We start from the raw sequence: 24,227 nt of genomic DNA, 5'->3' as shown, positions 1-24,227 counted from the left end.
GAGGCGGTCGAGAGCGCGGTCTTATCGTGGCGTCACCGTGATCGGTAGAGAAGAGGAGTGCCGGCCGCTTTGGGTGTAGAGGAGTATAGAAACGAAATGTGAACAAGGGTCAGATTGATGCGCAGTGTCGCGGGCTGCAGATGCGAATCCAAATTCGCCAGCGACATTTGCGCTGCTCAAGAATCCGATCTTTCGCTCTCCAGCCTCGGATGGCTGGTGCACGCCGAGACACGGCACAGGGTTTGGTGCGATGGGCGCAGATCGTTCTGTTGGCCAGTGAGGGGATCGAGAACAAGGAAATTGCCGTACGCCTTCGAGCGACGCCCAACACGGTGGGCACATGGCGTCGGTGCTTTGCCGAACAGAGGCTCGACGGCCTCTACGATGAACCCGCCCCGGCGCCCCTCCGGCAGATTGGCGATGAGGAGATTGCCGAGACGATCCGGTTGACGCTAGAGACGACGCCGCGGGACGCTACGCATTGGAGCTTGCGCTCCATGGCGCGGGCCGTTGGTTGTGCCCTCGACGATCCACCGCACCTGGACAGCCTTTGGCCTTCCGACGCACCGCACCGATAGCTTCAAACTGTCGTCCGATGCCTGTTTGTGAAGAAGGTGCGCGACATCGTCGGGCTCTATCTCGCACCGCCGCCCGAACCGGACGCTGGTCCTGTGCGTGGACGAGAAGAGCCAAATCCAGGCGCTGGACCGCACCCAGCCTTATCTACCGATGCGCCCTGGCCAGATCGAGCGGCGCAGCCACGGCTACACGCGGCAGGGGACCCTTTCCCTTTTAGCCGCGCTCGATGCCGCCAACGGCAAGATCATCGGCCGCTGCTTCAAATGTCATCGGGCGCGGGAGTTCCTAACGTTCCTGCGCGAGATCGAGGCCAACGTGCCGGCTGACCTGATCCTGTTCCCCGCCTGGTAGCGCAACAACTTAGGGCGCGCTAACGATCTCAATCTTCGCAGTCGGCTGCCTAGATGCAGATCTGCTAAGGCAGAAGCCTCGTCCCGCTTTACGGTGAGCACCGTCCGGGGCTCTTCCGCTGGCTTCAGGACGGCAGGCAAACCCCCGACGAGCCATGATTACCGGGTCTCCGTTCCCCAGCAAGTCAGATTATGTTGCCGCGGCTGGTGCGACAGCATCAGCGTGGCATTCTGGGGGTACAGCCTCTGCCTAGCGACTTCGCTGCTTCGAGGCGGTAGCAAGAGCAGCGTGTCACATAAATTCTTCCTATGTCGACCCAGTATCTTTTCCGACTTATCCCGTTCGAAATGTTGGCTTAAATCCATTGTGCTCCTCAGCGCGAGGAATGCTTGGCAACCTCTACGGTCTTTACCCTAACCTTTGGTTTCCACACATATAAGGGCCGCGCTTTGAAATTAGACGATAACACCGCCGGGAACGATCAACTGAAGGGCGGACCGTCGCATAACGCATCTCCGGAGCGGTTCGCGCTAGGGCTGACTCGGGCGAATCTGGGCAGCGTGAGGGAGGCGGGTTCCTCCTTATGTGAAGTGTCGCTTCGCGGCCCGTTCAGCCGAAACGAGCACATCGAGCGGGAGCGTGCCCTTGCGGTCGCGGCTCTGATCCGAAGCAAAGTTTTCATCCCGGTCGGCCACGCCCGCGGACCTTACCGCCTCCATCTTGCGCTTGATGGTGACGGACTACTTTTCCAGATCGCCACGGAAAAGCATGTAAACGCAATTACTCATCGAATGTCCGTCATTCCAATGCGTAGGTTTCTCAAGCATTACATCCACACCTGCCAAAACTATTACGACGCTATGTCGCGCGCGCCCCTTGCGTCGCTAACAACGATTGATGCAGGACGTTGCGCTCTTCATGACGAGGGTGCCGAATTCCTCAAGACCCGCATTGCCGACAAGTTGGTTGTCGATAGCGACACTGCCCGACAGCTGTTCGTACTCGTCTACGTTCTGTTGATGCGAATCCAGCCGCTCAGGGATAGGCATCAGAGTGAGAAGCGCCGATGGCGAGGCAGAACCCCACTGAGCAAGTGCAAGCAACACGATCTCTATCCATTTAAGGAGCAACTATGGATGCCTTGGCCCTAAATGCCACGTCGGGCTTTTTGGCGAGCATCGATCATAATTTTCGAGCCGCCATGGCCTTTCTGGATCTCCCCGAGGGACTTGCCGAGCGCATCATACAGTGCAACTCAACCTATACGGTGCGCTTCGGGGTGAGATTGCGTGGCCGAATGTACAGCTTTGTCGGGTGGCGCTCGGTACACAGCGAGCACTGTGAGCCTGTCAAAGGGGGCATTCGCTACGCTCCGGACGCAGATGCTGAAGAGGTGGAGGCGCTCGCGGCGTTAATGACATTGAAATGCGCACTGGTTGATGTGCCGTTCGGAGGTTCAAAAGGCGCTCTCAAGATCAATCCACGTGAGTGGAGCCCGCAAGAGCTGGAACGCATCACACGGCGGTTCACTCAGGAGTTGAACAAACGTGGCCTGATCGGACCCGGCCTCAACGTGCCTGCGCCTGACGTAGGCACCAGCGAGCGCGAGATGGCTTGGATGATGGACGAATTCCGCCGGGCCAACCCCACCGATGTCATCAACGCCCGCGCCTGCGTGACGGGAAAGCCGCTTTCCAAAGGCGGGATTGCGGGCCGCACGGAGGCGACAGGTCGCGGAGTGCAGTTCGCCATCCAATGCTATCTCCGCGATCTGCGTACCCCCGGAATTTGCGGACGGCGAGATCTGGAAGGGGCCCGTGTCATTGTGCAGGGTTTTGGCAATGTAGGCTACCACTCGGCAAAATTCATCTCCGAAGATGATGGGGCGCGGATTGTAATAGTCGCCGAGCGCGATGGATTTGTCTCAAATCCCGAGGGCATTCCCATCGAAGCTCTGAAACAGCATCAGTTGCGCACCGGCACCATTCTCGGTTTTGAGGGCGCCAATTCTTTCGCAGGGGACATGAGCGGCATTGAAGAGGAATGCGATATCCTTATTCCCGCAGCGATGGAGAATGCCATTCACATCGAAAACGCCGAGCGGATCAAAGCCCGCCTCATTGTTGAAGCTGCCAATGGCCCTGTCACCTTCCAAGCCGACCGAATTCTGCGGTCCCAAGGAGCATCGATCCTGCCCGATCTCTATGTCAATGCGGGCGGAGTGGTGGTGAGTTATTTCGAATGGGTGAAGAATCTTACTCACATCCCTTTCGGTTTAATGGAGAGGCGGCGGCGCGAGCGAAGGAACCACGCTATTGCAACAGCGCTCGAGCGAATGACCGGCAAGACGTTTCCCGCTGACATGCGCGACGAATTTCTGGAAGGCGGCGCCGAGATCGATCTCGTTCGCTCCGGCCTCGAGGACGTGATGCGCAGCGGCTGGGCCAATATCGCGGATCTTCTTGAAGAGCAGCCGGACCTTGGTGACTACAGGACAGCGGCTTACATCGTGGCCATTCGCAGGATCGCCGCGGCTTATGAGGCTATAGGTATTTGAGAGTAGCCCCTGAGTGACTCTAGCTCTGCAACCCCTGCCGGCGCCACCTCCCCGCCGGCAGGGTGCTTTTTCTGAAACATGTGACCTCATGAACGATTGAACCAGCCGGCGCTGACCATCTGGGAATAGCTCTCGTTCGCATGACCTGGCATCGATCGGGCCGCATGTCCTTACTCTACAGGAGAATGCCTTGCCGATTCGCCGCGAAGGTTACTGGCCCGACCTCCCAGTCTGGCTCTTCGTCGCGGTGGTCGCCATAGCCCGTCATTGCGTCATTGAGCGCCTCCGGCGTGATCACCGATGGTCGACGCAAGCTCCTGGCGTGGTAATTTGGCCTGTCCAAGGTCGAGCTCACCGGGACGGAGTTCTTCTGCAAGCGCTCATTTGCCTTCGTTCGTATAACGGAATTCTAGATCGGGCTAACCCCGGACTCTCCTGCAAGCTCTCCAGCGATGCCGCTCCTTGCAGCAGGTATTTTGCCGGCCGACTCATCTAATCGGCACCGCTTTCGAGCAGCTGCCGCGCGGCAGTCAAAAGGTGCAGCGTGAAGATCAGAACGGAACGTGCGTAACAGGAATTCCCGATCCAGCCGCGCCGCTTTTTCAGACCGTGCATAGACCAGGGGTCCGAGTCCTGAGCTCTCGAGGCGGCATTTCGCAAATCGTCTCGCGGAACCCGATCGGACGCTAAATTGGAGCAGATGTCTTTGGTGTGTTTGCAACCAATGAACTCCGCCCGGCGCAGCCCGAGTAAGACACCACCGAAGCGCCTCTATCGAACATAAATTGTTTCTATGGCAGCGGCAAAATAATGAGGGTGCGAGAGCTGAGTTTTGACCTCTCCAAACGCACAAAATAATTATACGGTGCCTCGTCTACCTAGGCGCCCGCCACTGCGGGCGACAAAGGCGTCACCCGGTATGTTGATTATAGAACGTTTTGCCATGGCTCTTAATGAGACCTACCCTCGAGATGCTTCCTCGTTGTCCACGAGGACGGTCACAGTCAGCAACTTCCCCTCAGAGCTAAGCGTCAGCGGGTGGTTCGCGAATTTGGGCAATGTAAATATCGCTGCCCCACTGACCGGTAGTGTCGACGCTGACTGGGTTGTAGTGGGTGGGGGGTGGTTCGGAACTAATGCGGCTAGGCGCATAGCAGAGCTTCGTCGCCAGGATTCGGTTTTGCTGGTCGATGCTGTTGAAATCGGCAACAACGCCGCGGGGCGCTGCGCAGGCTATGCGATTGACCTTGCGCATAATCCACGAAACGCGAATTTTGTCGAAGATGAAAAGGGCAATATCGAGGAGCGCGATATCAATCTGGAGGGTATAGCCTATCTGCGGGATGCCGTGGAGAGGTATGGCATCAAATGCGATTGGAGCCCTGAAGGAAAGACGCACTCGGCAGTGACCGCGAGAGGCGAAGCTTGTCTTGCAACCTTTGCTCAAGCACTCGATCGGATCGGAGCAGAATATCAATGGTACGACGCCCGCCAGATGAAAGACATGGTTGGCTGCTCGTACTACACGAAAGGCCTGCACACTCCGGGCACTGTTCTGCTGCAGCCAGCAGCCTTGCTCCGCGGCATTGCCGCCAATCTAGGAGACAATGCAACAGTCTATGAAAAGACACCAATCCTTGAGGTTGTGTACGGCTCTCCGCGCCATGTCCTGCGCACGGCTAACGGGGAGATCCAAGCCAAGAACATAATCCTCGCCAATAACGGATTCATCTCAGAGTTCGGCTTTTTCGAGAAGAGCGCCATCCCGGTTTACACATACGCGAGCATGACCCGCCCTTTGACGGCTGCGGAAAGCGCTAGAATCGGTGGTCGAGCGACCTACGGCTTGATTCCGGCGGAGAGCTTCGGGACCACAGTGCGCAGGACGGCGGACAATCGGCTTTTCATTCGAAACATCTACGACTACGCCGACGGGTTCCATACCACCGATGCGCAGCTCGCGCGCGCCAAACGCAGTCACCAGAAATCGTTCTATAGGCGCTTCCCCGAAATATCTTCGATCGGCTTCGAATACACTTGGGGCGGTGCCCTGAGCCTGGCCCAGAACGGCGGCTTCGTTTTCGGTCAGCTGAGTGACCGGGTCTTCGGGGCGGGCTTCTGCAACGGCACCGGCGTCTCGCGCGGTGCAATATACGGCAAGGCTGTAGCCGAACTCGCCTGTGGCCAGGATAGCAAGTCTATTCGCATTCTGCAGAACAAGGCAAGGCCGAGCCCGGCATACCCAAAGGTAATCACTTCGCTTGGTGTCCGATATTCGACGAGATTCCGGCTCTGGAGAGCCGGTCGTGAAGTATAGATGCGGGCTAAAGTTAAATCAGGAGTGACGAACATGGCGAATCTGAGAGGTATAAACTTGGCTATGCAGACCCCCTTCCATAAGGACGGGTCAATCGATTTCGCCCGCTGGGACAAGCTGCTCGATCAATATCTGGAGACCGGGATGCACGGTTTTGTGCTCAGTTCCGGCACTGGCCAGCATGCCTACCTCACCGAGGAAGAATGTAATAAGCTGTTCGCATCGGGCGTGAAGCGTATCGACGGTCGTGCCGCGATTACTGCGCAAACCTCGGCTTTGAACCTGCAAGAAGTGATCCGCCGCTCCAAGGCCGCTCAAGATGCCGGCGTGGATGCGCTGATGATCCTGCCGCCCTTTTTCGAGGGTCCCAAGCACGATGATGGCATTTTCGCCTTCTATGAAGCTGTCTGCAAGGAAGTGTCGATCGACGTCATCGGCTACAATATCCCCGGGGCGACGGGTATCGAGCTAACTCCGAAGCTCTATACGCGCTTGCTGCAGCTGGACAACTTTAATTTCATCAAGGACAGCGCAGGTGATCTATGCAAGCAACAGGCGCTGTTGGCGTGCGGTGGTAATATACTGAATGGCGCCGATCCCAACGCGCCGTTCTCCTTCATGTTGAGTACGGCAGGTACGATTTGGGGCTGCGCCAATATCTTTCCGAGTGAGGCGATCCAGCTCTTCAACCTTATCGATAGCGGCAAACACGCCGAGGGCCTGAAGCTGTGGCAGTCGATGTTCCCGATCGTCGCCTACTGCTGGCAAAATGACTACATCCCGGCTGTGAAGGCTGCATCGCGCCAGATGGGCTTTGACGGTGGCACTGTGCGCGCGCCGGTGTGCGAGGTGGGTCCGGACGAAGAGGTAAAAATCGCCGCGGCTCTCAAGCCATTGCAGCTGGCAAGGGCAGCCTAGCAGGATATTTTCAGCCTGGAATCCCGATGATGAATAGCCAAGAAGCTCGCTTGCGCAACGACCTTGCCGCAGCGTTTCGCTGGACCGCGCGCCTCGGTTTACATGAGGCGACTGCGAACCATTTCTCAGTCGCCCTCGACGAGAATGGCGGTCGGTTTCTCATGAATCCGAACATGGCCCATTTCTCGCAGATTAAGGCGCGCGATTTGCTCTTACTCAATTCGGCCGCGAAGGAGGCGCCGAGAGGCCCTGACGCGCCAGACCGCACAGCGTGGGAATTGCATTCATTCCTTCACCGGAACATCCCGCGCGCGCAGTGCATTCTGCACACCCACATGCCCTACGCGACGGCCTGGAGCTGCCTGGAGGACCCGGAGATCTTGCCGATCTGCCAGAATTCTGCGCGGTTCTATGGCAACGTAGCCTACGACAACACTTACGGCGGAATGTTCGTCGATTCCGAGGAGCCGGCGCGAGTGGCCGAGCTACTGGATGACAAGGATGTCTTGCTCCTTGGCGGGCACGGAGTGCTGGTGGTGGGCCTCAGCGTGGCGCATGCCTTCGACACGCTCTATCACCTCGAACGCGCCTGCATGAATCTCGTGCTGGCGCATTCCACCGGGAAGCAGGTCAAACGCCTGTCGCATGAAGTTGCGGCTAAGACGGCGCGGCAGTGGCGAGAATACCAGGGATTCTCCGAAGGGCACTTTCGCGCTCTCGTCTCGATACTCGACAAGGAAGACCCGGGTTATCGGCTGCAGCCGGCTGTCGCTGCCTGAGAATGGGAACTTCTATGACAAGTTTTACTCGGGACGATGTCCTCTCGATAGCTCGCGCGCTGAGGCTACCCTCGCGCCCCTTTATCAATGGCGACTACCATCGTGCCACAGCCGGAAGAACATTCAAGAGCGTCAACCCCGCCACGGGTGAAGTTCTTGCGGAAATCGCCGGCTGCGGTCCATCCGATGTGGATGCTGCTGTAGCGGCTGCGAAGGCCGCGTTCGACTCCGGCGTGTGGTCGCAGAAACACCCATCTGAACGCAAGGCGGTGCTGCAGCGTTTTGCGGAGCTGACCAACAAGAACCTGCAGGAACTCGCGGTTCTGGAAAGCCTGGATTCGGGCAAGCCGATCACCGACTGCTTAACGGTCGACGTGCCGTTCACGGCAAGCACCATTGCTTGGCATGCTGAAGCCCAGGACAAGCTGTTCTCCAGAATAGCATCGACCGACAGCAACGCACTCGGGATGATCGTACGCGAGCCGCTGGGTGTAGTCGGCCTTGTGCTTCCTTGGAACTTCCCGATGCTCATGGCTGGCTGGAAGCTGGGTCCGGCCTTGGCCACGGGGAATTCCGTTGTGCTAAAGCCATCCCAGATGACTACGCTTACCGCCCTGCGCATGGCGGAACTGGCCGTCGAGGCAGGGCTACCGGCGGGGGTTTTGAATGTCGTGACCGGGTCGGGCGAGGTCGGAGAGGCGCTCGGTCTTCACCCAGACCTCCGTATTATTTCGTTCACTGGTTCCACCGAAGTCGGGCGGATGTTCCTCGACTACTCCCGGCGCTCGAATCTGAAGCGGATCGTACTGGAGCTGGGCGGAAAAAATCCCGCGGTTGTATTGGCGGACGCGCCAAACCTCGACTTTGTGGCCGAGCAGCAGGCCTTCTCAATTTTGACCAACATGGGCCAGAATTGCGCCTCGAACAGCCGCCTGATCGCACACAGGGCGATCAAGGAAGAATTGACCGACAAGATCGTCGCCGCTTGCAGGAATTGGAATCTGGGCGATCCACTGGAGCCGTCCACGCAGCTCGGCCCAGTGGTGGGTGCAAACCACTGCAACACCATCAAGAAATATCTCGAGAGGGGGCGTGCCGAGGGTGCGGCGCTCGCCTGCGGTGGCAATCAGCTTGATCGGCCAGGCTATTTCATCGAGGCGACGGTGTTCGACAGGGTGACGCCGGATATGACCATCTACCGCGAGGAGATCTTTGGCCCTGTGTTGACCATCTCCGAAGCGCGGGACGATGACCACGCGATCGAGCTGGCCAACGACACCGATTATGGTCTCACTGCGTCGCTATACACGACGGACGTGGGCAAGGCTCACAAGCTTTCAAGGCGGCTCAACGCGGGCACCGTCTCTGTGAACTGCTACTCCGAAGGCGAGATCTCGACCCCGTTCGGCGGCTTCAAGCAGTCCGGCTTCGGGGGGCGCGACAATGGCCTGGAGGCGCATGAGCAGTACACCGAGGTGAAGACAATATGGATGAATCTGGCGCCGCCGGCCCGGCCTGGAGCGTAGACGATGAAGTCTGTTCGAGTGGTCGAAGGCAATACGTTCGTCGCGCAGGACATCGAACGTCCGGCGTTGCGCGCGGGCGCCGTGCGTGTGAGGATCCAGGCTGCATTCTTGCCGCCTTACTTCGAGCATTTGCCTTCAGGTAGTTGGCAGACGCCTCCTCGCCCTTTCACTCCCGGTCAATGCGCGATCGGCATCGTCGAGGAAACAGCCGATCCGGACTGCGCGCTGCGTCGCGGTCAGACAGTCTATTGTGATATGTATATCGAAGGCTCCGGACCCGAGGCGGATCATGGGTTCATCGGCTGTTTCGGGCTGGCACCCGCCGCAAGCCGGCATCTCGCAAAATGGCCGAATGGCACATTTGCGGAGGAGTTCGTTGGCCCGGAACTATGCTTCACAGCCATCCCTGACAACGTGCGCACGTCGCCCGAAATTCTGTGTCGGTTGGGATGGTTCGCAACTGCGCTGGCTGGCTTCAGGCGAGGGGGTTTCCGGCCGGGTAACGTCGTTGCAATTAACGGTGCCGCGGGCCTGCTCGGCAGCTCCGCTGCTGTCGTGGCATTGGCCATCGGAGCGGCCCAAGTGCGGCTCGTGGGACGCAGGACTTCAGTTCTTCGGGAGTTGGCTGCTCTGGACAGCCGCATCGTGGTGGAGGACCCGGACGATCAATCCCCGCTTGACTTCGTCCTGGATTGCGTCGGAGGAGAGAACGCCTCCAAATCGGTGGCGCTGTCGGAACGGCTGCGTCGCTTCGGGAATGTTGCGTTCGTCGGTGCCCTCACCGCGCGTGCGGCCTTCAACACAAGCCTGTTGATGCGCAACAGCAACAGCGTGGTGGGCTCATTCTGGTTTCCTCACGAACTGGCCGCAGACGTGCTGGCATTAATCGCCGCAGCCGCGATCGATCTGTCGGCTTTCCGCGCTGAAACTTTCGATACCGATCAAATCGCAGCCGCGATGAAGCAGAGCGTTCAGCACTCTGGCGGGCTGTTTCATGTCGCGCTGAAACCTTGAACGAGAGTAAGATGTCCACTCTTCCGGAAGAAGTACAGGTAGTCGTCATCGGCGGCGGCATTGGCGGTGCGTCGATCGCGTATCACTTGGCCAAGCGCGGCGTGTCCGATGTTCTCCTTTTGGAGCGCGACCGGCTAACATGCGGCACGACCTGGCATGCGGCTGGTCTGGTCGGCACGCTTTGGCCCACGAAGAACATGACCCAGCTCGGCGCCTATTCGCACCGCCTCTACCAGGAGCTCGAAGCGGAAACTGGGCAGGCGACCGGGTATAAGCGCAACGGCTCGATCTCGCTTGCGCAGAACACGGCCCGGCTTGAGGAATTGACGCGCACCGCCGAGATGGCACGGGTGTTTGGTGTTGAGGTCGAAGTGGTCGGGCCAAAAACGCTTGGAGAACTTTATCCGGGCATCGACACCAGCGACCTGGCCGGCGGGCTCCATTTGCCGAAGGACGGCCAGACCAATCCCATCGACGTCACCATGGCACTGGTTAGGGGCGCACGCATGAAAGGCGCGGCGGTCCGTGAGGGCGTCACCGTCACAAAGATCCTGACCGACGGCGACAAGGTAACTGGTGTTGAAACCAGCCAGGGCACTGTCCGCGCCAGGAAGGTGGTTCTGACGGGCGGTATGTGGTCACGCGACCTGGCCAAGCAGGTCGGAGTGGTGCTGCCACTGTTCGCCTGCGAGCACTACTACGTCGTTTCCGAGCCGATTCCCGGATTACCGAGCAAGCTACCCATTATGCGCGATCTCGACCACGGCGTTTATTTCAAGGAAGACGCTGGCAAGCTTCTGATCGGTTTTTTCGAGGACAATGCGAACCCGCTTCCAATGTCGAAGCTGCCGGCCGATTTCAGCTTCGGCCACCTGCCATATGAGCTCGACCACTTCGAGAAGTATCTCGAGAGGGCCATGGGCAGGCATCCGGTGCTGGAAAAGATCGGCATCTCGACCTTCTTCAACGGCCCGGAGAGCTTCACCACCGACAATCAGCACCTGATGGGCGAAGCGCCGCTTCTGAAGAACTTCTTTGTCGCGTGCGGTTTCAACAGCCGCGGCATCGGCGGCGCGGGCGGCATTGGCATGGTGATGGCCGAATGGATCGACCTTGGTTATCCACCGATGGACGTCTGGGAAAGCGATTGCCGCCGCGCGATGCCCTTCCAAGGCGACGAGACATATCTGGAAAACCGCGTCGCCGAGGCGCTCGAGCGTTCCTATGCAATGCACTGGCCTTACTATCAGTATCGCTCCAGCCGAGGCATCCGCAAATCGCCATTCCACGACCGTCTCGTTGAGCTGGGCGCGGTGCATGGTGAGGTCGCAGGCTGGGAGCGCCCGAATTGGTACGCGCCGAAGGGCGTCAAGGCAGAATATGAATATAGCTACAGCCGCCAGAACTGGTTCCCCTATGCGGCAGAGGAGCACAACAACGTTCGCGAGAACGTCGGCTTCTACGATCTGACTTCGCTCGCCAAGTTCAAAGTAACAGGCAGCGACGCTGAGACGCTCCTGCAGCGGCTCTGCTGTGCTGACGTCGCAGTGCCGGTTGGCAAGCTCGTCTATACCCAATGGTTGAACGAACGCGGTGGGATCGAGGCCGATCTCACCGTGGTGAAAATGGGACAGGACGAATTCATGATCGCCACTCCCTGCGGCAGCCATGTGAAAGACTGGTCCTGGCTGATGACCCATGTCGCAACCGAGGAAAACGTCGAAATCACGGATATCACCGATGATTTCGGCGTGATCGCGGTCCAGGGTCCGAATGCCCGCGCTGTCTTCCAATCGATGACCGATGAAGACCTTTCCAACGAGCATTTCGGATTCGGCACCGGCCGCTGGATGACCGCCGCTGGCGTGCGGCTTTGGGCTCAGCGGATTTCCTATGTCGGCGAGCTCGGCTGGGAGATCTACATTCCTGTTCAGGATGCATTGACCTTCCTCGACGCGCTCCTAGTCGCTGGGAAAAGCTTCGGCCTACGACCTGCCGGCATGCACGCGGTGGACGCGTTGCGCATGGAGAAGGGCTTCCGCCACTGGGGCCATGACATCGTCTACGAGGACAATCTGGTCGATGCCGGGTTGGCCTTCACAGCCAAGCCGAACAAGAACCAGCCCTTCATTGGCCGCGACGCATTCGTCCACCAGAAAGGCGCTGGGATCAGTAAGAAGCGAATGGTTTGCTTCCTCCTGGAGAAATCCGAGCCGCTACTTTTTCATAACGAGCCGATCCTCATGGACGGCAAACCCGTCGGATATCTGACGTCCGGAAATTATGCGCACCACCTGGGGGCTGCAATCGGCATGGGCTATGTGAACGCCGAGGAGGCCGTCACAGCCGAATTTATCGCCAAGGGCAAATTCGCAATCCAGGTCAACGGGCGCGCTGAACCGGCGAAGGCCAGCCTTATGCCATTCTATGATCCGAAATCAGAGCGCATGCGCGCCTAAGACCTAAGAAATTCAGAAACTTGGAGTATCGTTCTGTGAACAACCAATTCTCACTTGACGGAAAAGTCGTGCTCATCACGGGGTCAACGCGCGGCCTCGGCTGGGCCTCCGCCCAAGCTGCTGCAGAGGCTGGTGCAATGGTGGTGCTCCACGGGCGCAGCGAAGCTGCCGGGAAAGCGCGAAAGGAAGAACTGGAGGCGAGGGGCCTCAAAGCCGATTACTTGGCCTTCGAAATGGCCGATCGTGACGCTGTCACAACAGCGATCCCGACGATCATCCAGCGCCACGGCAGCATCTGGGGCCTCGTAAACAACGCAGGCATGCTGCTGCACAACGCCATCTGGGACGAAACCGTCGATACTTACGAGCGGATGATGGCCGTCCACATGGTTGCACCGTTCTTGCTGACACAGGCGGCAGCCGCTGAAATGCGGAAGGTAGATACCCCAGACCGAGGTCGCATCATAAACATCTCGTCAATCGCATTCTCCAGCCCGCGGGCCGGAATTTGCAACTACACGTCGGCGAAAGGCGCGATCGTAGGATTCACCAGGGCCGCATCAGCTGAACTGGGAGCCTTCGGTATACGCGTCAACGCGATTGCTCCCGGATATTTCGTAACCGAAATCAACAAGGAAAGGCTGGCGGACGAGACATTTGCGAACAAGATCAAGGTACGCACGCCCTCCGCGCGTTGGGGTGACCCGTCGGAGCTGGGCGGCCCAACCGTGTTCCTTCTGTCCAACGCCTCGTCCTACGTAAACGGGCAGCTGCTATTTGTTGACGGCGGCATGAGCCACTTCCTTCACAGCGTTTAAGGAGAACACATATGGCTGGTCGTCTTGATGGTAAGGCAGTACTTGTCACCGGCGCAGGATCCATGGGCCCTGGCTGGGGGAACGGGAAGGCTGCCGCCGTGCTCTTCGCTCGCGAAGGCGCCAAGGTTCTAGTGGCGGACCTGAACAAGGACGCTGTGCAGCAGACTGCGGACATAATTCGGGGTGAGGGTGGATACGCGGAAATCTTCATAGGAAACGTAACCGACGAACAGTCGGTCAAAGCCATGGTAGCAGCGTGCGTCGACGCGTTCGCCAGCTTGGACGTGCTACACAATAATGTCGGCATTCTCAAAGCGGGGAGTCCAGAAAGTACTAGCGTCGAGGACTGGGATCGAATACTCAATATTAATACGAAGGCATTTTTCTTGCCCTGTAAGCATGCCTTGCCCCAGATGCTTAAGCAAGGATCGGGCTCGATCATCAATATCTCCTCAATTTCGGGCTTCCGCAATCTCGGCTCGCCCTACATCGCGTACAACACCTCAAAGGGAGCCGTTGTATCATTCACTCGGAACCTTGCGGCGACCTATGCCGATAAGGGTATTCGCGCGAACTCAATTCTCCCGGGAATCATCGACACGCCAATGGCGAGGGACGCAACCATCCAGACTAGCGGGAAATCCGAGGCGGAGATTGACTTTGACGCTCTGGCCAAGGCACGGGCTGCACGCGTCCCCATGAAACGAACCGGCACCGCCTGGGACATCGCGCACACGGCTCTGTTCCTGGCAAGCGACGATTCGGCCTACATCACCGGGTCGGAAATCTACGTGGATGGAGGGTTGAACTGCGTCGCATAGCCCGATGTGCGAAACAATCCTCGATCAGGCTGACGCGCCTCGGATATTGCCGGGAGGTCGGAACCCCAGTGTCCGACTCGGTCACAGAGCCTTCACGGTCGGGCAACTTCGGATCTAAAGCGCGTCGCGCTGAAACGAATTCAGGCGACGCGCTTTAAGTCTTTGTTTCTATGCATGCCGTTTTCCCAAAACCGCTGCGCACTTTTAGGCGACATGCATTAAGTCAGTCACCAACGATGTCTGGTGAGAGGTGTTTCCGTGGGTGCAAGGACCCAATCCATTGGCTTACGCGGCCTGCTCTCGTCTCACATGTTGCTGTCTGTGTTCGAAGCGAGGCGACGTGTTTGGAAGATGCTCGCAGCCCTTGAATCAAATGTATGTTCCATGACAGCATTCGTTTTGGGCCGCTGCATTAGGTCAATCGCTCGAAGATGACGTTGATGTCAGTCATTGCAGCAAGTCGGTATGATCTGCATTCCATCAGATTAATGATCTGAGCCGTGATGCCCTTTAGATACTGCTCACTTGACTCGCATTGGATGACAGCAGGTCTGATGCGCTCGTAGTCAATCGCCTTAACAAGATCGTGGTCCAGTCCTTCGCAATCGATCGATAAAAAATCGACCTTATTGGCATAAGGGGTCAATAGTTCATTGATACCGATCGCGCTCACCTCAATATGTTCTCGGATACCTCCTATACCGTCGAAGTCGCCGAAACTTTCAATATGTGCCTTATCTACCGAGGAAAGCTCATGGGCGTTTCCAATGAAGAGCGTGGCAGACGCTTGCGGAGCGGGCAAGACAACGGATCGCACGAGAACGTCTTCCGGGCGTGCGGTGCGGATCAGCGGTTCCAATTCAGGATTGGGTTCAACTAGAACACCTCGCGCGCCTCTTTCGTACATAAGATATGTACTTGACGTAGAGATGGGGTGATTAGCGCCGATTTCGACATAGAACACACTGGTCCAAGGTCTTTGGGTCTTGCAGAGTCTTGCGGCCAAGATCCCTTCGACAATAACGTCTTCTCCGGCTAGCGCATAACTAGCCGGAGCGAAGTGCTTGATCCGAGAGTTCGGCAGATTGAGCCTAGCGACCTCTTGGTTTATGGACTGGTTTTCAAACTGGGACAACATAGTTCGCACTCCGATGTTACTTGCGATTGTGGTATGGGCCGTCACGACCGGTTTGTTGTGGCGGCTCTTGCTCATCATCCTAGCAATCGGCGTGCCAGTGCGGATCTCCTTAGAGAAGCACGCGCAGCCGCTGGGATGGCCGCAACACTTTGTCGAGTTCGCGACAGTCAAGATGAACCCGGAGCACACGCGCGCCTGCAAAAGGGGCAGTCCAAGACCGACCGGATTGACGCCGCTATGCTGGCTCGCTTCGGCTCGCCTTGCCGAGCCTGGAATGCTGATGAGAATGTCGAAGGGGCCTCGGAGACCAGCTTCGCTGGCGATCCGGATACGGCATTCGGCGTCGACCGCCCCGGATGTGGGCGGCGATCTGTTTCAACGTCATTTGGGTTGGCGCTGACATGCCGGAGTTGGCAACCCTTGCCAACAAGGGCTGCAAGTCTCGCTGGCCTCGCACCGGTTGATCGACAATCCGGCCAATGAAAGCCTAAGAGCTTCATCCCAGGGCGCCCGGCAAACCCTCAGGCACGCAATCTGCATACCTGCCCTCGTCGCCACCCCGCTTCACGAACCACTCAAGGTAAATATGAAAGCCTCAGAGCAGGCGGCAAACGCCCAAAAGCCGCCATTACCTCTATCTGCGAAGCTCATCGTCCTCGCAAACACGCTAATTAGCCGGCACCTGTGGAATCAAAAAAAGTGCCGGCCCAGCTAGCCCCCGGGGAGAAGGGCTCAGGCGTCCAGCCAGACGTTCTGGAACTCCATTGTGTAGGTGGGGTGCATGGCGTAGTTCTTTACCTTCTTGTTCATGTGGCAGTAGAGCTTCTGCCAGAACGGCTGGATCATGATGCCGGACTGCTGGAGGATCTGCTCGACGTCCTTCATAATCTCCCTGCGTTTGGCGACGTCTGTCAGCGACAGCGCGTCTTTGAGCTTGGCGTCGAAATTTGGATCGGAGTAAGCCGTCTCGTTCCAAGCCTCGCCAGTGCGGTACGCCAATGCGAGGACCTGAACCCCGAGCGGGCGCATGTACCATTGTGTTGTGGAATAAGGGTATTTGTTCCAGTCGTTCCAGTAGGTCGAGGCCGGGATAACGGTACGCTTAACCTTGATACCAGCTTCGCGCAGTTGAGCAGCGATTGCGTCAGCTGTGTTCTTCTGCCATTCGTCGTCGACCGAGATTATCTCGTGCTCGAAGTCGGCCTGTCCGGCATCCAGCATCAGCTTCTTGGTACCCGCAATATCCCGCGCCTTTTTTGGGAGCGGATAGTACTCTGGATGAATGGGGCTCACATGGTGGTTCTCGCCGACTGTTCCATGGCCATTGTAACCGAGCTGCATTACGGCGTTGTTGTCGACCGCCATCTGCAGCGCGTTGCGCACCCGTTTGTCGTCGTACGGCTTGTGGGTCGTATTCGTTCGGCAAATTAAGGTGGTTGCTGTATCTATTTCGGATTTGGCTAGGCCCATCTTGTCCAAGATGTCGATGAAGTCCGCCGGCGTCTCAAAATTGAGGTCGATCTCACCGGAATCGAACGCGTTTAACGAGGCGTTGAAATCGGCGCCGTAGTCGATGAACTCGATACTATCGAGGAGCGCTTCGCCACCCCACCACTTGCCATTCGCGCGACGCTTGACGACCGCTTTCGAACCCACCGCATAGGATACCAGCTCGAATGCTCCGGTACCGATGGGCTTTTTGACCGGGTCAGCTCCGTCTTTATCGAAGTCACGATGAACCACGAGCGCCGGGTAATCAGTGAACCCCGCAATTAGGGTAATGTCGGGCGCGGACAGCTTCAATTTGACCGTGTTGTCGTCCAACTTAGTGATCGAACCTTCCCTCGCCTTACCCGTTTTGGTGTCTACCAAACCACTGACACGTGCCGCCATGGAATTGCCCGAGACATTTTTCTCACACCAGCGATTCAGGTTGACGACCACATCCTCGGCGGTAAAGGCATCGCCGTTGTTCCAGGTAACGCCTTTTCGCACATGCAGCGTATATTCTGTGGCATCGTCATTGACGTCCCAGCTTTCGAGCAGAACCGGCTCAAAGGTGAACTGGCGGGTGTAGCGGACCAGGGGCTCGAGCCATGAGCGTGTTACGTTTGCCATTTCCGTCCAGTCGTAGGTCCGAGGATCCTTCTGACCTTTGACGTTCATTGAGACGCGCAGTGTTCCACCCTTCTTCGGCTCTTCAGCCACGGCCCTTGTAGGGGCCGCAAGACCGATCATGCCGTAGGCAACCGCGGTAGATGCCCCGAAAGCAGTCGCGAGAGCCAGAAATTCACGCCGATCCATACGACCTGCACGCGCCTCTCCCGCCATAGCCCTAATGGTTGATGGAACTTGCTCGCCGTTGCTTGTGAAAACTCCCATGTGCTTTCCCCTTTATGCCTCTGCTAATATCACGCCTTCGCGAACTAGCTTTCGAAAAGACGCGATCTAAACTTGTATTCTTGAGTGAACTTTTACCAGCGGTTCCAAGAACTGCCGATAAACGTCGGAGTTCACTTCAAAGTCACTTACCCTGGTGGCATAGGCTGTCATACCTGTCGCAGTACTCATCTGGCCTTCCTAAATAGAAGGACGGTTAGCTGACGAATGCGCGGTCCGCCGGCTTTGCCTCAGGGCGGTCGCCGGGGCGGTAGAGTGAAATCATATGCTGCGATTACGGGCTTCTGAAAGACGAAAAAAAACCGACCGATATAATGGCAGTTTATGTCTCTTGCAGCTAAACCGAGGACTTTGCGCTCGTGATGCGTCGGCGACGGATGCGCCCTCGAGTACTCTAAAGGATCGGGAAGTGAGACCGATTTCGAGAGCTGCGACACAGGCTTGGCCCAACTCGGCTCGGCACCTCGCATTGCCTCTATCAAATGTTTTAGCCTCAACGACCGGATGGGCGGCCACGGCGTGTTGATGCCGCACCCGATCTCGCATCGTAAGCGCGGCGAACGCTGCTTCTGGCGGATCGGCCCCACCCTGACGGCAAGACCATCGATATATCCTAAGCACCAAACGCTCAAGCACCGGACGGCCGAAGCGCGGTCACTGCCTGCCCAGCGTCGACTTGAGAGGCTGTGAGATCAAGTTGGTTCTGATGCTGTCTTTCCAAGGTAAAGTGATCTGTACGCCACCCTTGGAACGGATAGCTTACAGACGACAACCCGGCCACGCTTCCCCGCTATACCGCAAATAAGGATATTGATATGGACGTACGCGCGGCCGCCCTTGCATCACGTGGCAAATATCTTCAGATTACCCCGGCCCTTTCCTGAGCTCTCTAGCCGAGCGCGAGCGCGCACGAGACTGCACCCGGCCCCGGTCGGGCGAAGCCGCACAGGACGCGCAAAGCTACCAAAAGAGGCTATCAATGATACTGGAGGTCTGATGCAACAACTTAAGTTTCTTCAATCGCTCTGGGCAATGGAACGACGCGAGCCTGATGGGTTTGAGCGAACGCTGGACGAGAACCTCCACATGATTGCGGACGGGTCTTTCGATGGTGTTAGCGCTTTTGTTGGGAATAAGGAGCAGACAAAGGCGCTTCAAGTGGCTCTAAGTGGAACTGGCCTGTTTGTCGAAGCATGTGGTGCACCTGCCACCGATGATGATTTGAAGCGGCAGATCGACTTGGCGGGTGAGCTCGGCGCACTGCATTTCAATGCGCAACCAGACATAAGACTGCGCCGGCTAGGCGACGGAATCGATCTTATTCGGCGGTGGATAAGAATAAGTGAAGACGCTGCTCTGCCGGTCTACTTCGAGACACACCGCAATCGACTCACGACCGACCTATTCTACACCCTCGATTTATTGGAAGCCGCGCCCAACCTTCCGCTTCTCGCGGACCTGTCGCATTTCCTTGTAGGTCGTGAATTTGCGTGGCCTGTGAGCGACGAAAATCATCGTCTGATTGAGCGGATCCTGGATTCGTCATGGGCATTTCACGGCCGAGTGGCATCACGCGAACAGGTCCAAATCGAGATTTCGTTCCCTCATCACAAGATGTGGGTGGATCTTTTCGTGCGATGGTGGCGCTATGGCTTCGCTAGTTGGCGCCGCCGCTCAAAGTCCGACGCCATACTATGCTTTACGTGTGAGCTTGGACCACGTCCCTACGCAATCACAACACAAACTGCAAATGACTCGACAGACCGGTGGGCCGAAGCTTTGCTGATGCGCGATCTCGTAAGTGACATTTGGACTGAGCCGACATGAACTCGCACCGAGCACGTGTGGTAGGTCCGACGTGGCGACCGAGGTTCAGGGCCTTGCCAGGTGGCTAGCCCGTCGGTGCTCTGCCGCCGACAGCCGAAGCGAATGATTTCTTCGTCTATGACAGTGGCAGCGACGGCTGCGTGGTACCCGTACGGTGAGTCTTCGCCGGAGGCGTATGCTGCGTGTGGGTGCCTGCCGTCAGTAATCGTTGGCTGCGAAAGTCAGAGTGGAAAGCCCTAAAACGCAGTTGGCAAGGTGCCGCGTCGTAGGTCGATGCAAGGTTGACAACAATTGACGTGGCGGCGCGATACGCGTGTTTAACGCACTTCAGAAAGCCTCGGAACTCGTCTTGTGGCACGGGACGAACCTCAAAAGCGCGCAGCAAGTAACAATAGAGCTTTGGCATCCTTCGAAAGATCGGCCACATGTTCGGGTGCAACCGTCTGGCCGGCCTCTATGATCCGTTTGCCGGCCATGTAGGCACGCGGTTCATTTATTGCATCGACGGCCAGGAGCCGTCCTCCCCCATAGTACCACATAGACAGTGACCGCTCATGATCGCCGTTTCGTTGGACGATCCGATCGTAACCGGCGTTCAAGCCCGCTATCTGCAGCTTGACGTCATATTGATCCGACCAGAACCAAGGTTTGGCCTCATAGCTCTCGCACGCACCAAGCATGTTTCTGGCGACCAGTTCTGCGTGATCGATCGCATTGCCTACGCTTTCAAGTCGGATGCGCCTTCCCTTATAGGGAAAGGAAGCACATTCACCGGCTGACCAAATGTTTGGATCAGACGTACGGCCCTGAGCGTCGGTTCGGATCCCATTTTCGATCTCGAGTTCGGCTTCCTCAGCAATGCTAGTTGTAGGCGTGACCCCAATGGCAACTATGACGAAGTCAGCTGGAATCTTCATGCCATTGGAGAGATCTGCGCTGGAGACGCGAGCGTCGCCCGTCAAACGGTCGATTCCTATATTCTCGAGGATATTAACGCCGTGGCTGCAGTGCAGCCTACGGAAATAGTCGGACGTTGGCGGCGCCGCCACGCGCTGGAGAATCCGGGGGGCCATCTCAATCAGCGTAATCTCAAGCCCAAGCTTGACCCCGACGGCGGCGGCCTCGAGCCCGAGATACCCGCCCCCGATAATAAGCAGCTTCCGTCCGGACTGGAATTCCGCGGCCATTGCGTCGGCATCGGCGAGCGTTCGAATCGTATACACGCCCCTCAAATCGCCGCCCCATGCAGCCGGTATCAGCCGTGGCCGGGAGCCCATTGTCAGCGCCAGCTTCTCATAGGGGATTGACTCATCGCCCGCGACCAGTGTCTTAGCCGAGCGATCGATCGACGTAACAGGTGCCGACAATTTGAGATTGATTTCATTCTCTTTCCAGAAAGAGGGTGCGCGAAGGTAAAGCCGCTCCAAGTCCATATCTCGAAGAAGATAGCCCTTGGAAAGCGGCGGCCGTTGATAGGGCGGCGCGGGCTCTTCGCCTATAAGCGTTACCGGCCCGTCGTACCCCAAGGCCCGAACCTTGGCTGCGAGCGACGCTCCGGCTTGACCCGCACCAACGACGACGATGCCGGCCATGAACAAATTCCTTGCGCGATCGGTCTTACTTGCCCAAGTGTTCGACGGGTCATCCGAGGACTCACACCTGTTTTTCGGGCATGTAAAGAACAAGTCCTTCCAATGCATCTTGGACCCTGATCTGACAGGTTAGGCGGGAGCGGACAGGGTCTGGCTCGAATGCGAAATCGAGCATATCGTTTTCCATCGCCTCTTTCGGCGGGAGCTTACCCACCCAGCTCGGGTCGACATAGACGTGGCAGGTCGCGCAGGAACAGGCTCCGCCACAATCTGCCTCGATACCGGGAATGCCGTTGTCTCGGGCCCCTTCCATGACCGTGGCGCCACGAGGAACGTCCACAACATGCTCCCGACCATTATGTTCCACGTAAGTGATCTTGATCATCGCGATCTTCCTAGACTTGTACTGCCAACGTCCTGGGGCACCAGGCACAATGCGCCCGGTGTATTACTTTATTCGCATTGCTTTCAAACGGGCACGGGTGCGGGCCGTAGCCTCTTCCGTGCCATCGTGGAACGTACCGAACCATTTGTCGCACGGCACTTCGGGCTCACCGTAGTTACACTCGAAGTAGCGATGGTGCAGCTGATGGAAAAAGTCCCCCACCTTCAGTCCAGCGTCGCTATCCTCTCCGCCGGTTATGGCTTCATAACCGCCGTGCGAGGTGATGGCCAAAAGTACCTTCTGCTGCAGCTGGAAGATGAAGTGTATTGGATGAGACGGGATGACTAGATGTATTAGAACCGAACTCAGATATATGACATGCTCTACAGGGTGCATTGACATGCCAGACCACGGGCCAACATTTACGTTTCGATGATGTAGAGAATGGACCTTATCGTATATCGGCCCCCAATGCAGCAAGCGGTGGATCCAATAAAAGTGAAACACGCCGTATATTGGCAAAAGCACAAACCAAAGAACACACCATACAGGGTGTTCAGAAAAGCTCAGCATCGGCGCATAGCCGTTGGCGTATGCCCAGAGGCCCAGAACGTCATATGCCGTCCAAATCGTGGCTCCACTGGCAATCGACCAATAAACGTTGTCCAAGAACTGGCTATTGAATTTATAGAGCGCATTTTTCTTGTGGAATGGACGGGCATCATACCGAAGGTGATTACCTTGTCGTTTGAAGGTGTAAAGGTAGAGATGCATTCCTCCTGCCACGAGAACCATAAGCGCGAGGTTGCGCAGATAAACGCCCGCGATCCAACCAAAAGCAAAACTTCGCGCTGTTTCCAACGAAGGCGATAGATAGAACCACGTCAGGAATGACACGCCCACCACGATCAACCGATCCGATATCGGGAGCCAAGAATTCCACAGAACCTTCAGCCCAAGGATCGGTCCGCGTTTCAAGTTAAACAGCGACTGATCCTCAAGCGGAAGGTTGGGGTGGTAATTCCAGGTCGATTTCCCGGGAAGGGTGACATCCGGCTTCGTAGTGTCATGTATCATGAGAGTCACTCACCTATGCTTCGCAAACCCAACGAGGTCGCCTCGCCGAGCGGAGCGCCCAATGTTTCCAGCGCTAGGGCTTCTTCAGGAATCGTTACGTCGCCGTAGCAGAGGACCGACCGCACGCGACTGATTGAAACGCGCTCAGCGCCTCAATCCGTTGCTCCCCTTTGCTCCTGGCCTATGAGAGAATATAAGATGAGCGTGCCGACAGCTCAAAGGTAAATAAACTCAACCAGAGTTGAGCGTAATGTATTGAACTGCGCCGGGGAATGCCGGAGTCCCCCTTGAGAGGGTAAGCAAGACAAGACAAACAGCTTGCTCCGGACGCGCCCGAGCGGTGCGGATGGTTGTGGATCACGCTTTGAGCATCGGTCGCACTGTGGCGGTTTGCCTAATCGCGCCCAAGATCAGCTGCACGGCGCAAACGCTAGATGTTTAGTCCCGGCATCTGGTGGAGCGGATTGAGTGTGAAGCGTTCGGGCTGAGTGGCCCATGCCTTGCAAATGAACTCGTAGGGCGTGAGGTCCTTGAGGTCTTGAGTCTGCGGCCGAAGTTGTAAGCCGCGACGAAGTCGGCGGGATGCCTGCGGAGCTGGTCACGCCTCTCTCGTAGTGAAACGCTTGACGGTCGGCTCCTTGATGGTCCGGTTCATCCGCTCGACCTTACCGTTGGTCAACGATGCTTGGCCTTGGTCGTGCGGTGCTCGATGGCGCAGGCGTATTCGGAGGCATTGGCCCGGAAGCGTTCGCTGTTGGCGATCGCGTTCTTGGTCAGCGGGCACGGTCGATCCTCCGGCGCCGGGCGTGGTGAACTGGATGCCGTCGTCGCTGAGCACGGTGTGGATCTTATAGGGGACGGCCGCGATCAGCCGGAACAGGAAGTCTCTTGATGTGGCGGTGGTGGCCTTCTCGTGCAACTCGACGAAGGCCAATTTCCAGGTGCGGTCGAGCTTACCCTGTTCGCTGCGCACCTAGGCAATGTCGACATGGAGGTAGCCGATCGGATAGGTCTTGAACTTCTTCTTCGAAGGCTTGTCACCTTCGACATCCGGCAGGTAGCCGATGCCGTGGCTGCAGGCAACGGTGCAAGGAAGAGCGTCAGATGCGGGATGGTCGTTCGCAAAGCATAGAGGCAGTCATCGAGCGTCAGCAACCTACAGCGCCGAAAGGTGACGATGACCGCCTCTTCCTCGTCCGAGAGCACCGTCGATCGCGACTCCTTTGGTCCGGTCGGGAGGTCGGAGACTGTGGTCCGGCACGCCGCGCCGAGGAAGGTCAATGTACGCCAGTGGCCATGCAGAGCCAGGCCGCGCAGCCGCTTGCCCTTCGGTCCCGAACCGCGCAGCGCAGCCATGCTCGTCTTGATCCAGGTCTCATCGATGAAGACCAGGCACTGCGGAGGCCATTCTGCCATGATCGCCATCGTTGGCGTCCGCGGGGCAATATCGGCGCGCGCCTGCTCAAGGGCGAACAGCGTTTTTTTGCGTATTTCGCAAAAACGGGACAGTCGTTCCGCTAAATCGCGGACAGCAGTTTCACTAAGTCGCGGACAGCAGGATAGGGTCGGCCCTCGGTTGCCTGATTGAACTCATTTGCGATTGATTTCGCCGTTTTCGGCGCCGGTCAAGAGCGGCGGTGTTTTTTGCTTTCTCATGCTGTCGCCTTCG

Annotated in this window: 19 protein-coding genes and 2 pseudogenes; 13 read left to right on the top strand and 8 right to left on the bottom strand. The window is 57.5% G+C overall.

Annotated elements, in window-relative coordinates:
• Nucleotides 1-140 precede the first annotated feature (140 nt).
• From NKH67_RS34170 to NKH67_RS18805, 4 genes are all read left to right on the top strand, one after another.
• Entirely contained in the window at nt 141-578 is a 438-nt protein-coding gene (locus NKH67_RS34170; RefSeq protein WP_502893770.1) for a helix-turn-helix domain-containing protein, read from the top strand.
• A gap of 97 nt (nt 579-675) precedes the next feature.
• Nucleotides 676-930 carry a hypothetical protein gene (locus tag NKH67_RS34165; RefSeq protein WP_502893765.1) on the top strand — a complete coding sequence of 85 codons (255 nt, stop codon included), beginning with the start codon at nt 676-678 and terminating at the stop codon, nt 928-930.
• Between the two features lie 560 nt (nt 931-1,490).
• Nucleotides 1,491-2,081 carry a UPF0262 family protein gene (locus NKH67_RS18810; protein WP_353031615.1) on the top strand — a complete coding sequence of 197 codons (591 nt, stop codon included), beginning with the start codon at nt 1,491-1,493 and terminating at the stop codon, nt 2,079-2,081.
• A gap of 50 nt (nt 2,082-2,131) precedes the next feature.
• Entirely contained in the window at nt 2,132-3,487 is a 1,356-nt protein-coding gene (locus NKH67_RS18805; RefSeq protein ID WP_353031613.1) for a Glu/Leu/Phe/Val family dehydrogenase, read from the top strand.
• Nucleotides 3,488-3,662: 175 nt separating this feature from the next.
• On the opposite strand, the gene NKH67_RS18800 is transcribed toward NKH67_RS18805, so the two are convergent.
• Complete coding sequence (locus NKH67_RS18800) at nt 3,663-3,830, bottom strand: hypothetical protein (RefSeq protein WP_353031481.1); 168 nt, start codon at nt 3,828-3,830, stop codon at nt 3,663-3,665.
• A 639-nt stretch (nt 3,831-4,469) separates the two neighbouring features.
• Between NKH67_RS18800 and NKH67_RS18795 the strand changes: the two genes are divergently transcribed.
• The 8 genes from NKH67_RS18795 to NKH67_RS18760 are packed head-to-tail and all read left to right on the top strand — an operon-like array spanning nt 4,470 to nt 14,139.
• Complete coding sequence (locus tag NKH67_RS18795; RefSeq protein WP_502893769.1) at nt 4,470-5,804, top strand: NAD(P)/FAD-dependent oxidoreductase; 1,335 nt, start codon at nt 4,470-4,472, stop codon at nt 5,802-5,804.
• 33 nt (nt 5,805-5,837) lie between these two features.
• Nucleotides 5,838-6,722: a dihydrodipicolinate synthase family protein gene (locus NKH67_RS18790; RefSeq protein WP_353031477.1), complete on the top strand. Its 885-nt coding sequence runs from the start codon at nt 5,838-5,840 to the stop codon at nt 6,720-6,722.
• Nucleotides 6,723-6,748: 26 nt separating this feature from the next.
• Nucleotides 6,749-7,501 (top strand): class II aldolase/adducin family protein, encoded by a 753-nt coding sequence (locus NKH67_RS18785; RefSeq protein ID WP_353031475.1) that lies wholly within the window; start codon nt 6,749-6,751, stop codon nt 7,499-7,501.
• Nucleotides 7,502-7,515: 14 nt separating this feature from the next.
• Entirely contained in the window at nt 7,516-9,027 is a 1,512-nt protein-coding gene (locus NKH67_RS18780; protein WP_353031473.1) for an aldehyde dehydrogenase, read from the top strand.
• A gap of 3 nt (nt 9,028-9,030) precedes the next feature.
• Nucleotides 9,031-10,041, top strand: coding sequence for an alcohol dehydrogenase catalytic domain-containing protein (locus tag NKH67_RS18775; RefSeq protein WP_353031471.1), 1,011 nt, complete (start codon nt 9,031-9,033; stop codon nt 10,039-10,041).
• Between the two features lie 11 nt (nt 10,042-10,052).
• Nucleotides 10,053-12,500 (top strand): GcvT family protein, encoded by a 2,448-nt coding sequence (locus NKH67_RS18770; protein WP_353031469.1) that lies wholly within the window; start codon nt 10,053-10,055, stop codon nt 12,498-12,500.
• A 35-nt stretch (nt 12,501-12,535) separates the two neighbouring features.
• A complete protein-coding gene (locus tag NKH67_RS18765; RefSeq protein WP_353031467.1) occupies nt 12,536-13,318 on the top strand; it encodes an SDR family NAD(P)-dependent oxidoreductase in 783 nt (260 codons plus the stop codon).
• An 11-nt stretch (nt 13,319-13,329) separates the two neighbouring features.
• Nucleotides 13,330-14,139, top strand: coding sequence for an SDR family NAD(P)-dependent oxidoreductase (locus NKH67_RS18760; protein ID WP_353031465.1), 810 nt, complete (start codon nt 13,330-13,332; stop codon nt 14,137-14,139).
• A gap of 412 nt (nt 14,140-14,551) precedes the next feature.
• Here the strand turns inward: NKH67_RS18760 and NKH67_RS18755 are convergent, their stop codons facing one another.
• Both NKH67_RS18755 and NKH67_RS18750 read right to left on the bottom strand, forming a co-directional pair.
• Nucleotides 14,552-15,277 (bottom strand): FkbM family methyltransferase, encoded by a 726-nt coding sequence (locus tag NKH67_RS18755; protein ID WP_353031463.1) that lies wholly within the window; start codon nt 15,275-15,277, stop codon nt 14,552-14,554.
• 732 nt (nt 15,278-16,009) lie between these two features.
• Entirely contained in the window at nt 16,010-17,659 is a 1,650-nt protein-coding gene (locus NKH67_RS18750) for an ABC transporter substrate-binding protein (RefSeq protein WP_353031461.1), read from the bottom strand.
• A 1,011-nt stretch (nt 17,660-18,670) separates the two neighbouring features.
• Between NKH67_RS18750 and NKH67_RS18745 the strand changes: the two genes are divergently transcribed.
• Nucleotides 18,671-19,504, top strand: coding sequence for an IolE/MocC family protein (locus tag NKH67_RS18745; RefSeq protein WP_353031611.1), 834 nt, complete (start codon nt 18,671-18,673; stop codon nt 19,502-19,504).
• 368 nt (nt 19,505-19,872) lie between these two features.
• Here NKH67_RS18745 and NKH67_RS18740 read toward each other — a convergent pair whose 3' ends face one another.
• From NKH67_RS18740 to NKH67_RS18720, 5 genes and pseudogenes are all read right to left on the bottom strand, one after another.
• Entirely contained in the window at nt 19,873-21,096 is a 1,224-nt protein-coding gene (locus NKH67_RS18740) for an NAD(P)/FAD-dependent oxidoreductase (protein WP_353031459.1), read from the bottom strand.
• A gap of 61 nt (nt 21,097-21,157) precedes the next feature.
• Nucleotides 21,158-21,481: a 2Fe-2S iron-sulfur cluster-binding protein gene (locus NKH67_RS18735; RefSeq protein ID WP_353031457.1), complete on the bottom strand. Its 324-nt coding sequence runs from the start codon at nt 21,479-21,481 to the stop codon at nt 21,158-21,160.
• A 63-nt stretch (nt 21,482-21,544) separates the two neighbouring features.
• Nucleotides 21,545-22,558: a sterol desaturase family protein gene (locus tag NKH67_RS18730; RefSeq protein ID WP_353031455.1), complete on the bottom strand. Its 1,014-nt coding sequence runs from the start codon at nt 22,556-22,558 to the stop codon at nt 21,545-21,547.
• 430 nt (nt 22,559-22,988) lie between these two features.
• Nucleotides 22,989-23,815 (bottom strand): annotated as a pseudogene (locus tag NKH67_RS18725) (transposase family protein); the annotation flags it as partial.
• A gap of 6 nt (nt 23,816-23,821) precedes the next feature.
• Nucleotides 23,822-24,043 (bottom strand): annotated as a pseudogene (locus NKH67_RS18720) (IS630 family transposase); the annotation flags it as partial.
• Nucleotides 24,044-24,227 lie beyond the last annotated feature (184 nt).

The sequence above is a fragment of the Mesorhizobium sp. M0968 genome (assembly GCF_040319065.1).
In the GTDB taxonomy this organism is placed as follows: Bacteria; Pseudomonadota; Alphaproteobacteria; order Rhizobiales; family Rhizobiaceae; genus Mesorhizobium.
The sequence above is the reverse complement of the archived record's forward strand: the minus strand, read 5'-3'. Positions and strand labels throughout refer to the sequence as shown.